We start from the raw sequence: 14441 nt of genomic DNA, 5'->3' as shown, positions 1-14441 counted from the left end.
AGCAATGGATAAAATCCAAAAACCGATGGCACACATACTGATTGTGTGCATATTTCATAATTCTATTGCAGCGTTTTATTTATTGACGCTAGCGACATTCTTTGTGCCATTTCCCGTGTTCGCAGATGCTTTTCTCGATCAGGCGGCTGAAGGCGAGGCATTGGGGAACTCCCTCCTGTCAGGCTTTACTGTTCCAAATGTTAATGGCTCGACCGGTCAGATCACACTGACAAATGGATTGGTTTCAGGCCAAACCATAGAACAAAACGAAATGTTCCAAGAGATCCAGCCGGGATCAATGGATACCGCGGCCGCAGCTTATGGAAATGCCGGCGCTCAAGGAAGCTATGTTAATAGCAGCATCGAAAGTTTAAGTACAGGCTCAACACAACATGCCGCTGCGTATCAAACGCTCATGGGCGCCAATACAGCAATGCCGAACATGCTGAACGATCCGATTTGGAAGCAATCGGATGACGTTTTGTCTCGAACCTCGCCCTTGATCGACGATATGTTCAGCGGCTGTGAAAAAACAACAAATTGGAGTGAAAAATCATGTTCGATTCACGTCGAGGACTTGAAACAATGTAAAAAATCTCTCAAGACAGAAAAGTGTTCTGTAACCCGATCCCTTGCTTATAGTCCTGTAATGGCATTCGGTTCAGGAGATGGAAACATAGAGAGCTGTGGTATAGGTTGTACCTTTCTCAATCTTGGGATAGTCGGCGATAACTATTGGCCAGGTAATTGCGACACATACACGCAATCCGTCTCGTTTAGAGTGTTAAGACCCGACAAAATCAAGCGAGTGACAATTTATCGCGTCAAATATGACGACGAGACCCGAATATGGATGAATGGTGCATTGATTTTTACCGGGCAATCGGGTTGGGGAGGCTGCGAACACGGGACCAGTTGGGATGAATATCCGGACTTGGATATAACATCAACATTCAAGCAAGCTGCGGCTGATACGTTAATTAGCTTCGTGCAACAAACCAGGGTCGATGGAAATGGAGAGGGTTACGCGAGAATAAAAGTAGAAGCGGAACCCGATATCGAAGAACAATTTATTGATAGTCCTGCTGGATGCCGCGAGAGATTGTTTAACGCATGGCCACTAGGTGGAACAGCACCTACCTTTGTATCATCCGGTTCGTTGAATGACCAGGCATCGACGGATTGGTGGCAGTGTTCCGATGCGACAAATGCAATGGTGGTTGGCCCCGTAACCATCACTCCGAACAATTACACGACATACGTTTCAAATAATACGGACATCTTGCCGGATGCTCCTGTCATGCCTCCCAACCCAATTTGTAATAGAGCGGAGACAAGAACGCCGGGAACGATATCTCTGGACTGTTACACAGACTACCAAGGTTACCAAGTTTGTCCGCAATACAATTACGACACTAACGAACATAACACATGCGAATCTTTATCTTCCTGTGCTTACATCAAAGAAGAATGCGAGAAGGACGCAAACGGTAACGAGCTAATAGATCCAGTTACCGGGGCATGCAAAGACTTTATTGTCACTTATGACTGCGGAACTGACAGTGCCTCGACATGCGACACAACAAACAACGGTGAAAATACCATTTGTGACGCGCAAATCCGGTGCATGGGTGGGGAGTGCGTTGATCCCAAGCAAGAATCAAATGAGGATTTCATCAAAGCAGCAACCGCGCTGCAAACTCTGAATGAGTCTCAAAAGCAACTGTCTTGCGATCCGCTTGCAGGAGCATGCAAGCTATTTGCAGGAGAGGCTTACACATGCCAAATGGCGGATTTGTCGATCCTGGGTTCGGTAGATTGCTGCAATATGCCAATAGGAGGCAGTTGGATTGATTACATCTGGTTGGCAAAGAACACTTGGAGCTTAGCTGACACCTCTGTAGAGATATATACGTATGGACTGGAAGGCATTGGTCAGAGCGGTGCCTGGCAGGTACTAACTAGCGGGACAGTCCTTGAAACGCCCGTCAGTTTAATATCAGAAGCCTATACGGCAATTACCGATACGTTTACATCGATGTCCGATTCTGTTGTTTCGATGTTAGGCGAGGAGATAGGCGTTGATTTAGGGATTGAGGCGATAAAACAACAAGTCGTGCAATGGCTGGGTGAATGGATTGCGTCGACATTCGGGGAAACCGCGGCATCAACATTGCTATCAGCAACGGTAAGCGGTACTGGTGCGGCTGCAACGACAACCTATTCAATGGCCGGATCATTACTGTCCTCAATCGTAACCGTTGTCGGAATCATTTATGCGATTTATCAAATAGCAAAACTTGTTGTCCAGTTGGTTTTTGCTTGTACGGAAGAAGAAATAAAGCTTCAAATGTATAAAAATCAAAAAATGTGTACCAAACCCGATGAGATCGGGACCTATTGTTCGTCTAAATTCTTAGGCAGCTGTGTCGCCGAGAAGCAAGTTTACTGCTGTTTTTCAAGCCCTTTTGCTAGGGTGTTTCAGGAGCAGGCCAGGAAACAAATGGGCAATGATTTTGGTGAGCCATTGGCGCCAATTTGCGAAGGATTAACGATAGAGGAAATCAGTCAACTTGATTTTGACAAAATGGATTTTGGTGAATGGATCAATATGTTGAAAGTGGCAAACGTCATGCCACTGGACTGGGCTAAAGCAGACGAAATGTACAGCACCCAGTTTTCAACCGTTGGTGACCTACCTAACACTCAGACGAATAGTGTTATTGATAGGATCAATTTGCAAACCCAAGGAACCGATATCGATGCTCAAAGACAATATTTAATTGACAACATGTAGCTGTCTATTTATTGGCCAATCTGAGTGATAACCAGATAGCACGTAGCCAGGAGATTAATGATGAACAGGGTTATCCACAGATTCTGTGGATAACTGACACCTCATCCGAAAGGATGGATTGGCTCCGCCCGGCTGGACGGCTATGCCCAGCCGCAAGAATATTCCTGGCTGCATTGATATCGCGGTCATGCAGCGTGCCACACTGGTCACGGGATTAGCAAACCTGTTTTACCTTTACAGCTCTGCTGTCGCAGCATCTCCACCATTTTTCACAGGCGCAGTATCGCTGCGCCCCAGCTAAAAATCAAAAGAGGCCGAAATACAGCGCCTTTCACCATGATGCATTTTCTCGTGACCATTTACGATGACGGCATGAAAAAACATCTTATTCTCGCGTTCTCATTGTTGGTTTCTCAAAGAGCTTTCCCTGATACCGCGTTGGCAAACAGCTTTTGGGGTGAGGCAGCAAAGTATGCAGGCATAAATGTCGCGACTCTGTATGGAATAGCAGTACACGAAAGCGGCATGCACTGGTCAGATGGCAGTTTCAGACCTTGGCCGTGGACTCTCAATGTCAATAAAGGCAATGAAGGTGTTCAAGCCGGACCGCGGCGGTACGCTTCCAGGCAGGCTGCCGAAGCGGCTTTGGTCGATTTGATTAAAAAAGGAATTAGGAATGTTGATGTGGGAATCATGCAGGTAAATCTCTATTGGCATGCTGACAAAGTTGAGAACGAAACTGACCTGCTAGACCCAAGAACGAATATCAGGGTAGCTGCGGATTATTTGAAAGATTTAAAAACTAACAGAAATATTACTAGAACGGTATCCGACTACCACTCTCCGTCCAACCATGCCAGAGGAATCGATTACGTGGGAAAAATAAAACGTTACGAGAAAATAATTAATGAAAAAATCAAATAAATTACCGCCAATAATGGCTATTGCCTTAATTTTATCGGGTTGTGCTACAACGGATACATGTCCATTTGAGTCTTTGTTTGGCGATGATAATTGCGAAAAAATTACCATAAAAGCTTACCTGCCTCCGATCGTTTCAGATTTGGATTACAGGAGTATTCAAGGCGATAAAGACCAGGTGATTGTCCCAAGTGAATTTCAGCATGCGCTAACTGTTTCAGGTCATAAAGAAACGATTTCAGCGCCTGTAACGCCGACATTTGAATCATATCCATTTAATGCGCTTTCGGAAAACTATATTCCGAAAAAAGAAACCGTTTTATTTGAGCTTGATCAATCATCAATATCAGATGGAGAATCAAAAAAACTTGATGATCTTATTCATAAGATCGAGTCATCGAACTTAATGCATCTCAGCATTGAAGGACACACTGACTCGAAAGGTTCCGCAAAATACAACAAAATACTTTCTGTTAAAAGAGCCATAGCTGTAAAGGACTATTTAGTTCAGCATGGAATAAGCGAGTCGAAAATATCTACGAAAGGATTTGGCGAAACCTCGCCTGAATTTTCAAACGATACAGAAATTCATCGAGCTCAAAACCGCAGAGCAAACCTAATACCCATGACAGGTAATTGATATGCGAGATATACCAAATTATTTAGATGACCCACAGCAAATATTATTCTGGGAGCTCGATGAATTCATTCTTCTGGCAATAGCATTTGGAGCCGGGATTATGGTGGGTTATCTCGGTGTATTGCTGGTGATGGGACTTGTTGGGATCAAGTTTTATCGCAAAATCAAAGACAGGCAAGCATCTGGTTTCCTTCTACATGCAATGTATTGGTATGGCGGTATGGGTTCAAAAGAATCATTTCCTACATCATTGCCGCTTTCATTTATTCGTCGTTTTTTTTAGAGCAGGATATGAACTATAAAAATTTTGCTTCAACATGGTTAAGCCTGCAGGCATCAAATCGATTTTTAAAATTAGTTATTATCGGTTTGGTAGGTTTGAATCTACTGACTGTTATCGGGTGGCTAAAAAAGGATTCCTCCGTAATATTGATTCCGCCTGAATTGTCAGAAAAGGCCGAGATAGCAAAAAATAAAGCGTCGGAAGGCTATAAAAAAGCTTGGGCAATGTATACCGCAACACTTATCGGAAATGTCACGCCAGAAAATGCGGATTTCGTCTTGGATTCTTTTGCTGGGATGGTAACAGGGGAAATTCGAGCGCTCGTAACTGAACAGATTGCCCAGGAACTGGATACCTTAAAGCAAGAAAAGGTTACATCGAGTTTTGATATTGTCAGGGTTACTTATGAACCTGAAACAGACAAGGTATTTGTGACCGGGAAAAACAGAATGACGGGTGCCGGAGGAAAATCTGACGCAACCGAACAAACCTTTGAATTCAAAATTGATGTAAAACAGTATTCACCAATTATTACTCAAATGGCTTCATATGAAGGCATGCCCAAATTATTAAGCGTTCTTCAAAAAGAAGAAGCAAAACAAAAAGCTGAAGAAGAACGCCAAAAAGCATTACAAAAAAATAGGAGCCAACCATGATGAAAGTTAAATTAATTATTAACTCTATGGCGATAATTGCATTTACTACCGCTTATGCCAATAGCGATTCACCGCCTCCACCAGAATTGCCCTTCGAAGCTGCTGATGGGTCATCCTTAACTTCTTATCAGAATGGTGAAGCCGATGACCTGGGCGCCTATGACAATAGCAATAATCAGGTGATAGTCGATCCCGTGTTCAAGCAGGCAACGAATCAAATAACGCCCCCTACGCACTTTCAACCGCGACAAGGGGTGCCGGATGAGCCGTTGTTACAGGATCAACAAACACAAATTCCACTGGAAGAGCCAAAACTCGCGCCGAAACCCAAAAAAAGACCAAAGGTTTTAGATAAAGCTCCTGAAAATTCAGCGGAAAATTCGAAAAACTCAAAAGGTCTCGATCTCGGTTTGCAATCAGGGATTACGATCAAGCCAAAACCGGGGCGGACAGAAAGCGTGATCATCGCCAAAGGTAAGCTTAATAGAATCGTTACGCCTTATGCGGAACCGAAAGTATTAACAGTGGACAATGTTGAAACAAAGGTCGACGGCTCTGCAATTTACATCGCAACCGATTCGGAATCTCCGGTGAGCATGTTTATATCGGACAGCGAATCTGGCAATGCGGCATCACTACAACTATCACCTCAAGAACTAGTCATGCCGGTAGAAATCAGAATCGAGGGCGATCCAAAAGCCAATACAAGTGAAGCAGGGTCATCGAAAAATGACAGGCTATTCAGACAGGACTCGCCATATATAACCGAGGTTAAATCAATTATGCAAAATCTCGGTAAGCAACAAATCCCGCAAGGATTCACCCTAGTAGATTTGACGGATGAATTGCGCGCGATGACCTTTTGCCATGACCCTGGTTTGACCTATTGGCCAGGTCAATTACTGTCAGGCCACGACTCAAGAATCGTTGTGCTTATCGCGCAAAACAATGGACTTTTGGCAACAACGTTTGAAGAGTCATTCTGTGCCAGCGAAAACACCATGGCGGTTGCAGCATGGCCGAAGGTTAGGTTGGAGCCTGGAGAAAAAACCGAGATTTATCTTCTATTACGATTGCCAGAAGGTAAAAGTGGCGAAGAAATCAGACCGGCCCTGCTCTAATAATTCTGGAGAATCATTATGATCGATCTTGAAAAGAAGACCGCCAAGGAAAAAATCATCGAATGGTATGAAAAGCTCGATCCTTCCAAGCGAAAGCAATTAACGTTATTCGGCGGGAGCGGTGCGTTGTTCATTGTGGCAGCAATTCTCATCTCGGCCACATCGGATAACACTTCTAATAACTTTCTTCAAAAACCCAGGAAAGTCGAATACACGTTGTTCAACGGCAAAAGCCCGCGTGACGTGTCCATTGATGCCATGGCAGGAAAAATAAAAAAACTGACCGAGGATTTTTCTGAGATTCGAGCCCTGTTTCAACGCCAGGATCAAAAAATTCAAGAAGCGTCAAAATCACTAAAAATGCAAACTGACGAGCTGAATCGCAAAACAGAGCGATTAGCGCAACAGACAGGCGATCTTATGCAGCAAATGAGCGCGGCACAAGAAAACCTGAAAAATCAAATCCCGCTGCCCGATGTGCCGCTGGATGACCAGGGCAATGAAAATGGAAAGGGCCGCGGGAAAAAAGGAGGCAAAGAGCTTCCTCAGCCAGATTTGTTAGGCCAACAAGGTCCTCCAGCCTCAAATGGCGATGTTTCGCCGGCAGAAACTGGCCCGAAAATTCGCGTGGTAACTGGTACCGGTGAAGAAGCACAAAAAAATGCCAAAAGCGGCTCCAGCTCTGATGCCGGCGCTGCCAAAAAACAGGGAGAAAAAAGAATCACTGAATATGTGAACATCAAAAAACCGTCAAGTAAAACCGGTATTCCAGACATGTTTTTACCATCAGGCAGTATTTTGAGCGGTACATTGGTTACCGGTCTTGATGCGCCTACATCTAACCAATCTCGTAATGATCCTTTTCCTTCTCTATTGCGGGTCAAGCATGAGGCAATTTTGCCTAACCGATATAGGATGGATATTCGGGAATGTTTTCTTATTGCCAGTGGTTATGGCGATTTGAGTGCTGAACGAGCATATATGAGAGCAGAAAGGATTTCATGTGTGAAGAAAGACGGCGCAATCATTGAAACAGCTATCGATGCGTACTCTGTTGGCGAAGACGGGAAAGCGGGTGTTAGAGGTCGATTGGTCAGCAAAAACGGACAAATCATTGCAAATTCACTGTTGTCTGGTTTCGTATCCGGGATTACCAATGCATTTGCTCCTCAGAAAGTCAGGGCTTATGCCAATGTAACGCCTGGCCAGGAACAGGTATTTCAGTACCCATCTCCCGAGATGATAGGAGGACAAGCGCTGATGGGTGGCATTAAAGGCGCTGCGGAGCAGATTGCTGATTATTACCTGGAAATGGCAAAGAACATCTTCCCAATTATTGAAGTTGATGCCGGCCGGAAAATCGACTTCATCATGATCCGCGGTATGTCGTTGTCACCGAAATCGAAATCCAATCAACAGGGATCGGGCATGGTTGGAAATCCACGTAATGCAGGTTCAAGTTACGGGGGCGGTAATGAGATGTATGGAAACGAAATGATGGGAAACATGATGAGTGGAATGCTCAGTAGTGGCGGACAGGGTGTTGGCGGTTATTTAGGTTCTCGTATGGGCAGCAGTTATGGCGGCTATCGACGCTAAATTAAATATTTTGGAGAAAATAATGTTGAAAAAGACATCGGTTTTGTTTGCCCTAGTTATGTTTTGGGGAGAAGCACATGCAGTAGGGATAGATGCGGCTCAGCCTAACAAACCAAAAGCAGACACTGAAATGACGGCAGAAGTCAAAGACATCATGCGTAGCGTCGACGAAGTGAAGCGATTACCGGTGACGGGATTATCGATGGTTAAGGCGGGTGAAAGAACGTTCTTGATCACGGATAACGGTCATTTTGTCGTTGCGGGTAATTTCAAGCTAGTTGATATGTGGCAAGGAAAGGTTATTGGATCAGTATCAGATACCAAAGGCATTGACAAAGTAGACTTGAGGAAAATTGGCCTAAATCCAGATGAACTATCTACGTTCGCCATAGGCAAAGGCAAGAAAGAGGTGACTATATTTGTAGACCCTCAATGCAACTATTGTCACGACCTTATTGTTCAGCTTGAACCGTTGAGTAAAGAGTATTCATTCAAGTTGGTCTTGATCCCTGTTCTCGGAAAGGAATCAGCTGAGATCAGCAAAAAGCTGATATGCAATCAAGATAAAGAGCAATCTTTGAAGGCGTTGATTGCGAAGGATTATGCCAAACTACCAGCACTGGTTCGTAAAGAAGGGTCATGTGATCTAAAACCGCTGCAAAAAGCAGTTGTAGCCACTAAATTGCTGGATATTCAGGGAGTACCTTTCATCTTTTTACCATCAAAGAACACATTCAAAGGTGGCGTGCCATCATTCAAAACATTATTGGAAAAAGACCTTGAGGATGAAATCAATGGTAGATAATCGACACTTCAAGTCTATATTTTTGGCTTTGTTTGCGGCGCTTTTAAATGGGTGTTCGTTCTTAGGAATTGGACAAGGAGACTTTTCCTGTCCAGGTGGTGTTGATGGGGTGCGCTGTATGTCAGCACGTCAGGTTTATCAAGCCACCGAGTCTTCGGATTACGTAAAAACGATAGCGGAATCCGATAAGTCTGAGACGGGAAAAGCAATCGTCACCGGTCATATTCAGAACGGAACCAGTCAGGTGGCAGTGCCAAGTATCGAGCAACCGATTCCAATAAGAACGCAGGCCAAGGTGATGCGTATTTGGATGGCGCCTTGGGAAGATGATGATGGCGATCTCCACGCTGACGGATATATGTACACAGAAATTGAGAGCAGGCGATGGAATCTTGGGGATCGTTTTCGATCGCCTGGAACGGCGATATCTCCTTTATCGGTTCAAACACCCACATCAGGAAAATAACGAAACACTTCAACAAAAAAACCGAACCTCGTGTTCGGTTTTTTTATGCTCGGTCGAAAGGCGGGTAAAACAGATAGCCTTTAGATTCTCCACCGAAAGAGCATCTATTTTTGACATCTTTCGAGCTTAAACAAAGTTGATTTTTTCTAGAAAATGAACTTGTTCCGGAACAGAACCCCAGTCGGCGAATTGCAAATAGCTGGCCACCTTAATCAAGCATATTTTTGGAGTTGTAAATCATGAAACAATTGAAAGCCCTTTTTGCTAACAAAGCTGTTGTTGCTTCTACCGTGGCTGCTGCCGCTCTCTTGTCTACCGACGCGATGGCTGGTACTGGCGGTACCGAATTCGACGACATCTACACTCTGTTAGTAGGTTGGACTCAAGGTACTTTGGGCAAAATCATTGCTCTGGGTATGTTCATGGTGGGTTTGTCTGCCGGTATCATCAACCAATCTATCGTTGCTGTTGTTGTTGGCATCGGTGGAGCGCTGGCTCTGTACTACGGCCCAACCGTCATCAGCGGTGTTGTTTCCGCTTTGGTGTAACTCCAACGGAAGCGCCCGTTCTAACCGGCGGGCGCAGCAGTAAATTGTTGTTAGTTGTACCCCCAAAAAGGTCGCTCATTGTCATTGGTGAGCGGCCTTTTTTTAAAAGCTCAACAAGAAACAAAAGAGGCCGAAAAACAGCGCCTTTCACCGCGATGCAAATAAATACATCCCTCTAGAATGGATTTAGTAGCCAAAAACATCAGGGGAGCATTTTGTGGGTGCATTTGTATATGAAAAGCAACTCAAGCGTCATACGCTGAGCGAGCTTGTACCAGTCGAGTCATTTGATGAAGAAACGTCTTTATTCACAATGGCTGATGGATATATTGGATTTGGTTTTATCTGTAAGCCATTGCCTGGTGGCGACGACTCAATAACTCAACGTCTAAACGTTCTCTTTTCGTTTGACTATCCCAAAGAAAGCTTCATTCAAGTAATGTTGATGGGGTCTCAAGACATTCGGCCAACCCTGGACAAAATCAAGCACATTCGAGACACCAAGGATGAAGCATTGAAACAATCGATGAATAATCGATTGAAGATGTTAACCGATGGTTCTAGCCAGGCGATTAGTCTTCATGCTCAATCATTCATTCGAGAATACAAGACGATATTCACCATCAAAGTACCTCTCGAAAAGAAGAACCAGCTTCCAACTCAGCATGAAATCTCTGCGGCAAAAGATCTCCGGCTATCGTTCGAACAAACCTTGAAATCGGCTGGGTTTCTTCCGCAAACCATCGATGCCGAAATGTACTTGCGCGTGGTTGGGCAAATTCTGCATTGGGGTCCATCTGCAAACTGGCGTTCGCCGGCCCCGTATTACGATGACACATCTCCCATCAACGAGCAGTTGAGCGAATATGACGACATGTTGCAAACAAATTCCAACGGCGTGTGGTTAGGTGATAAACGGCTAAGGATACTGTCCCCTGGACGCTTGCCGGCACAGATGAGCCTGCAAAATATCCGAAGAATGATTGGTGATCCATTGACTGGTAATCGAGGAATTCACGGAAATTTTTTTATCAACTTGAATATCTTCATTCCCGACAATGCTGTTGAGAAACAAAAAGCGGATAAAGAGCGGAACGTAATCAACTACCAGGCATTCGGTCCTATGCTGAAGTTCAACCCCAAATTGATCTTCAAAAAAGAAAGCTCAGATCTTTTGTTTAAGTCCATCAATGACGGCGACAGGATTCTCAAGATCAAATTATGCGTCGGTTTATTCACTGATTCACTTGGGCAAAGCGAAACACGGCTAACAGAGGCTCAAACCTATTTCAGTGAAATCGGTTGGGCCATGAAGGAAGACAAGTTTTTAACGCTTCCAATGCTGGTCAATTCGATACCCTTTTGTGCCGATCTTCAAGCCGTAAAGTTTTTGCAAAGATATAAACGTTGCGGCTCAAAGCATGCGGTTGAATTTTTGCCAATCGTTGCCGACTGGAGTGGGACTGGGACGCCACAATTGACGTTTATATCGCGTGGAGGACAGATCATGAATATGGATATATTCGATTCGAATACGAACTACAACACCTGTGTTGTTGCCGCATCAGGTTCTGGTAAATCGTTCCTGACGAACGATATCATCACGTCTTATATCAGCTCAGACGCCAAATGCTGGGTAATCGACATCGGGCGGTCATACGAAAAACTGACAAAGATGATCGGAGGCGACTTCGTTGAGTTTGGTGAAGATAGTGAAATTTGTCTGAATCCATTTCAGATCATCAAAAACTATAACGAAGAAGCCGATATGTTAGTAGGCATCATCGTATCAATGGCTGCCATGGAAGACAAGCTGTCGGACCTTCAGCATGCCCGGTTACGTTCGATTCTGAAAGAATTGTGGGACGAATATGAAAGCTCGATGACCGTTGATTTGGTAGCAAACAAGTTGCTCGAAGATGAAGATCGGCGGGTTGTAGATATGGGGCATCAGCTATTTGCCTTTACAACTCAGGGTGAATACGGTCGATTCTTTAACGGCGTGAACAACGTGAACTTCAACAAATCACTAACATGTCTTGAGCTTGAAGAGCTAAAAGGCAGGAGTCACTTGCAACAAGTTGTACTGTTGATCTTGATTTATCAAATTCAACAGGCGATGTACCTCGGTAATCGTGATCAAAGGAAAATTCTGATCATTGACGAAGCCTGGGATTTATTGGCGAAAGGCAATATCGCGCGGTTCATTGAGACGGGCTACCGTCGGTTCCGGAAGTACAACGGAGCGGCCATAACGATTACTCAATCGCTTAATGACCTTTACAGCTCACCATCAGGCATTGCAATTGCAGAAAACTCGGCAAACCTGTACTTGCTGTATCAAAAACCAGAAACGATTGAATCCATTAAACGGCAAAACCGCTTAATGATTGGAGAAGGTGGCTACACCTTTCTTAAATCGGTTCATACGGTAACAGGACAGTATTCGGAAATATTTTTCGTTACCAGTTATGGCGTTGGAATCGGTCGTCTTATGGTTGATAAGTACACAAAACTTCTCTATTCGACTCATCCGAACGATATCAAAAAGATTGCGGAAAGAACCAATCGAGGCATGACAACTGCCGAAGCGATCGAAGACATCCTATTATCAGACGAATAGCGAATAAGCATTAAATCTTAATAACTCAGCAAGAGAAATACCATGGCGGAAAATACTCAAAATCGACTCAGCAGAGAAACTGCTCTTAGAAGAAACTTCATTCAAAATTGCCGGAATAGCAGGATTCACGAAAAATCAAACTTTTCTGAAACTGTGCTAAGGATCTATCGACGTAGGTTTAGAGAAGTATCAAGGGCGGCTTATTTGACAAGGTTCTATTGTAGTAACGGCCAAGGTTTCGATGTTGAGCAACAAATTACAAAAGAAATGACCGCAATGATCAAAGATGTAAACGAAAACATTGCGAAAAAAATCGTTGTCGCAGACCAACTCATCAAAAAGGCGAACATTAAGGTCGGCGAAGCCCAGTACGAAAGCGTCAACGTAACGATCATCGATCCGATTGCCAAGCTTTTCTTGAATACGCTTAATGCGGCACGGGATTTGGAAGAGAAACTCAGAGCATTGTGGTTAGCTTGCCAGTTGGATGACACGCAAAAGCGTCAAGCTTTGGCCGAAATCGAGAAAGAATTTACTGATGTTCACCAACGCTGCAGGGCGCTGATGGAGGGCGTGAAGAATCGATTTTATGAACAAAGAAGAGCTAGGGAAATTGCAAGGGATGCTTTAAGCGGTTCAACGTCTGAAGAAATTGCTGTATCTGAAACCGAAATCATCGAGGCAATTGAAAAAGATACAGATGTTGACGAAAGCGATTCCTTGCCAGCGCCTGAAAAAAAATCCGCAAAGAAAAGCCAGTCAAGCTCAGCAGGCGTTTCTAACCTACCTGTCGATGCCTTGAGTGCTGACGAAAACTTATCAGACACAACCGCGTGATAAATCGACTCCTGCCTTATGTGGTGGCCGCCTCTCTAGTCGGCCATATTACGCATGTACATGGTAGCGAAAGTGAAGGAACTAATTTTTTCGGTGTTTCAGATGGTCGCGAACAAATCTCTGCAATACCTCACAATGCCCCCTTTTACGAAAACAAGGAAAGGGGGTGGTTCTGGTATGAAGATCCCTTGTCCGATGAAGTCAATGATGTCGAACAATCCATCCAAGAGCCTCCGCCGCTAACTACGCCTGAGAAAAAAGAAAAACCGACGCTCGCGAAACCATTTGAGCCAAAGCCCCTGTCTTCGGAATGGTTTCGGAAAAACATGGAGAAATTTAGGGATAAAGCTATTGATGATCCAACCGCTGAAAACGTATCGACGTACATGTACCTGCAGCGCGTCATGCTGGATAAAGCTGAAAAATTTGCCGATGCATCTCAGAAGCTGATGATGATGGACGCGGTTCTGGATGAAAACGCAAGGCGGCCGATTGCAACTTTCGGGGCATTTGCCAAAGACGATATGTCAAACCGTGGCACCCTAAAAGCAGCTAAGAAATTGGCTGCGCAAGCCGGCATTTGGTTTTTCTATTACAGCACCTGCGAGTTTTGCGTCAAAGAAGCCGGAGTTTTGAAAGGCCTTATGAATGCATTCGGATTCAAAGTTCTGCCGATCGCACTTGATGGTTTGCCTCTTCCGGGAGGAGCGTTTCCGGAGTTCACGACCGATCATGGACAGGGCAAAAAACTAGGCGTTGAGACAACTCCTGCCTTATTTCTGGTCAAGCCCGGTGAAAACGGCGGCGCTATTCAAATAGGTCAAGGACTGTTATCTGGTGACGAGATTATTCGCCGTGCCATTGCACTTTCTCATGAAAACGGTTGGCTCGATAACGATGAATACGACGAAACCTTAAACGTGACACCTATCCAGGTTGATAACGAGACGATCAAGAGTATTGATGAAGACACCATGGATAAGCCTGGTGAACTGGTAAAAATCATTCGAAATAATTTAAAGAAAAAAATGTGACCTTAGGACCAACAAAGTAGTCGATCAAAACAATCAACCTCAAGAAGACATTAAATCCCTATTAGCAGATCACGTTCTAATGGATCTGATGAACGAAAGGAAAAGTGAACA

Annotated in this window: 13 protein-coding genes; all 13 read left to right on the top strand. The window is 44.4% G+C overall.

The window, feature by feature from the left end; translation table 11 throughout:
- The first annotated feature begins 4 nt into the window (after positions 1-4).
- Complete coding sequence (gene traN, locus GO003_RS17280) at positions 5-2797, top strand: conjugal transfer protein TraN (RefSeq protein WP_159654473.1); 2793 nt, start codon at positions 5-7, stop codon at positions 2795-2797.
- A 372-nt stretch (positions 2798-3169) separates the two neighbouring features.
- Positions 3170-3721, top strand: coding sequence for a transglycosylase SLT domain-containing protein (locus tag GO003_RS17275; RefSeq protein WP_159654471.1), 552 nt, complete (start codon positions 3170-3172; stop codon positions 3719-3721).
- The gene (locus GO003_RS17270) at positions 3705-4358 is read left to right on the top strand and encodes an OmpA family protein (RefSeq protein ID WP_159654469.1); all 654 of its coding nucleotides are present in this window, start codon (positions 3705-3707) and stop codon (positions 4356-4358) included. Before GO003_RS17275 ends, GO003_RS17270 begins: the two co-directional genes overlap by 17 nt.
- Before the next feature lies 1 nt (position 4359).
- Entirely contained in the window at positions 4360-4641 is a 282-nt protein-coding gene (traL, locus tag GO003_RS17265; RefSeq protein ID WP_159654467.1) for a type IV conjugative transfer system protein TraL, read from the top strand.
- 8 nt (positions 4642-4649) lie between these two features.
- Positions 4650-5297, top strand: coding sequence for a TraE/TraK family type IV conjugative transfer system protein (locus GO003_RS17260; RefSeq protein WP_020563131.1), 648 nt, complete (start codon positions 4650-4652; stop codon positions 5295-5297).
- The gene (locus tag GO003_RS17255) at positions 5294-6418 is read left to right on the top strand and encodes a TraK domain-containing protein (RefSeq protein ID WP_159654465.1); all 1125 of its coding nucleotides are present in this window, start codon (positions 5294-5296) and stop codon (positions 6416-6418) included. The genes GO003_RS17260 and GO003_RS17255 overlap by 4 nt, the downstream gene beginning before the upstream one ends.
- A gap of 18 nt (positions 6419-6436) precedes the next feature.
- Positions 6437-8017, top strand: coding sequence for a TraB/VirB10 family protein (locus GO003_RS17250; RefSeq protein ID WP_159654463.1), 1581 nt, complete (start codon positions 6437-6439; stop codon positions 8015-8017).
- On the top strand, positions 7998-8822 hold the full coding sequence (locus tag GO003_RS17245) for a DsbC family protein (RefSeq protein ID WP_159654461.1): 825 nt from the start codon (positions 7998-8000) through the stop codon (positions 8820-8822). The genes GO003_RS17250 and GO003_RS17245 overlap by 20 nt, the downstream gene beginning before the upstream one ends.
- A complete protein-coding gene (gene traV, locus GO003_RS17240; protein ID WP_081917808.1) occupies positions 8803-9288 on the top strand; it encodes a type IV conjugative transfer system lipoprotein TraV in 486 nt (161 codons plus the stop codon). Before GO003_RS17245 ends, traV begins: the two co-directional genes overlap by 20 nt.
- 239 nt (positions 9289-9527) lie before the next feature.
- A complete protein-coding gene (gene traA / locus GO003_RS17235) occupies positions 9528-9836 on the top strand; it encodes a TraA family conjugative transfer protein (protein ID WP_159654459.1) in 309 nt (102 codons plus the stop codon).
- A gap of 217 nt (positions 9837-10053) precedes the next feature.
- On the top strand, positions 10054-12459 hold the full coding sequence (gene traC / locus GO003_RS17230) for a type IV secretion system protein TraC (protein ID WP_159654457.1): 2406 nt from the start codon (positions 10054-10056) through the stop codon (positions 12457-12459).
- 42 nt (positions 12460-12501) lie between these two features.
- On the top strand, positions 12502-13296 hold the full coding sequence (locus GO003_RS17225; protein ID WP_159654455.1) for a hypothetical protein: 795 nt from the start codon (positions 12502-12504) through the stop codon (positions 13294-13296).
- A complete protein-coding gene (gene traF, locus GO003_RS17220) occupies positions 13293-14330 on the top strand; it encodes a conjugal transfer protein TraF (RefSeq protein WP_159654453.1) in 1038 nt (345 codons plus the stop codon). The genes GO003_RS17225 and traF overlap by 4 nt, the downstream gene beginning before the upstream one ends.
- Positions 14331-14441: the final 111 nt, after the last annotated feature.

Origin of the sequence: Methylicorpusculum oleiharenae (assembly GCF_009828925.2) — a bacterium.
Taxonomy (GTDB): domain Bacteria; phylum Pseudomonadota; class Gammaproteobacteria; order Methylococcales; family Methylomonadaceae; genus Methylicorpusculum; species Methylicorpusculum oleiharenae.
Note: the sequence above shows the minus strand (reverse complement) of the source record. Positions and strands in the feature narration are given on the sequence as shown.

What these genes read in the sequence shown, in the direction of transcription:
- traN (WP_159654473.1), top strand. Translation starts at nt 5, where the DNA reads ATGGATAAAATCCAAAAACCGATGGCACACATACTGATTGTGTGCATA.
- GO003_RS17275 (WP_159654471.1), top strand. Translation starts at nt 3,170, where the DNA reads ATGAAAAAACATCTTATTCTCGCGTTCTCATTGTTGGTTTCTCAAAGA.
- GO003_RS17270 (WP_159654469.1), top strand. Translation starts at nt 3,705, where the DNA reads ATGAAAAAATCAAATAAATTACCGCCAATAATGGCTATTGCCTTAATT.
- traL (WP_159654467.1), top strand. Translation starts at nt 4,360, where the DNA reads ATGCGAGATATACCAAATTATTTAGATGACCCACAGCAAATATTATTC.
- GO003_RS17260 (WP_020563131.1), top strand. Translation starts at nt 4,650, where the DNA reads ATGAACTATAAAAATTTTGCTTCAACATGGTTAAGCCTGCAGGCATCA.
- GO003_RS17255 (WP_159654465.1), top strand. Translation starts at nt 5,294, where the DNA reads ATGATGAAAGTTAAATTAATTATTAACTCTATGGCGATAATTGCATTT.
- GO003_RS17250 (WP_159654463.1), top strand. Translation starts at nt 6,437, where the DNA reads ATGATCGATCTTGAAAAGAAGACCGCCAAGGAAAAAATCATCGAATGG.
- GO003_RS17245 (WP_159654461.1), top strand. Translation starts at nt 7,998, where the DNA reads ATGGCGGCTATCGACGCTAAATTAAATATTTTGGAGAAAATAATGTTG.
- traV (WP_081917808.1), top strand. Translation starts at nt 8,803, where the DNA reads ATGAAATCAATGGTAGATAATCGACACTTCAAGTCTATATTTTTGGCT.
- traA (WP_159654459.1), top strand. Translation starts at nt 9,528, where the DNA reads ATGAAACAATTGAAAGCCCTTTTTGCTAACAAAGCTGTTGTTGCTTCT.
- GO003_RS17225 (WP_159654455.1), top strand. Translation starts at nt 12,502, where the DNA reads ATGGCGGAAAATACTCAAAATCGACTCAGCAGAGAAACTGCTCTTAGA.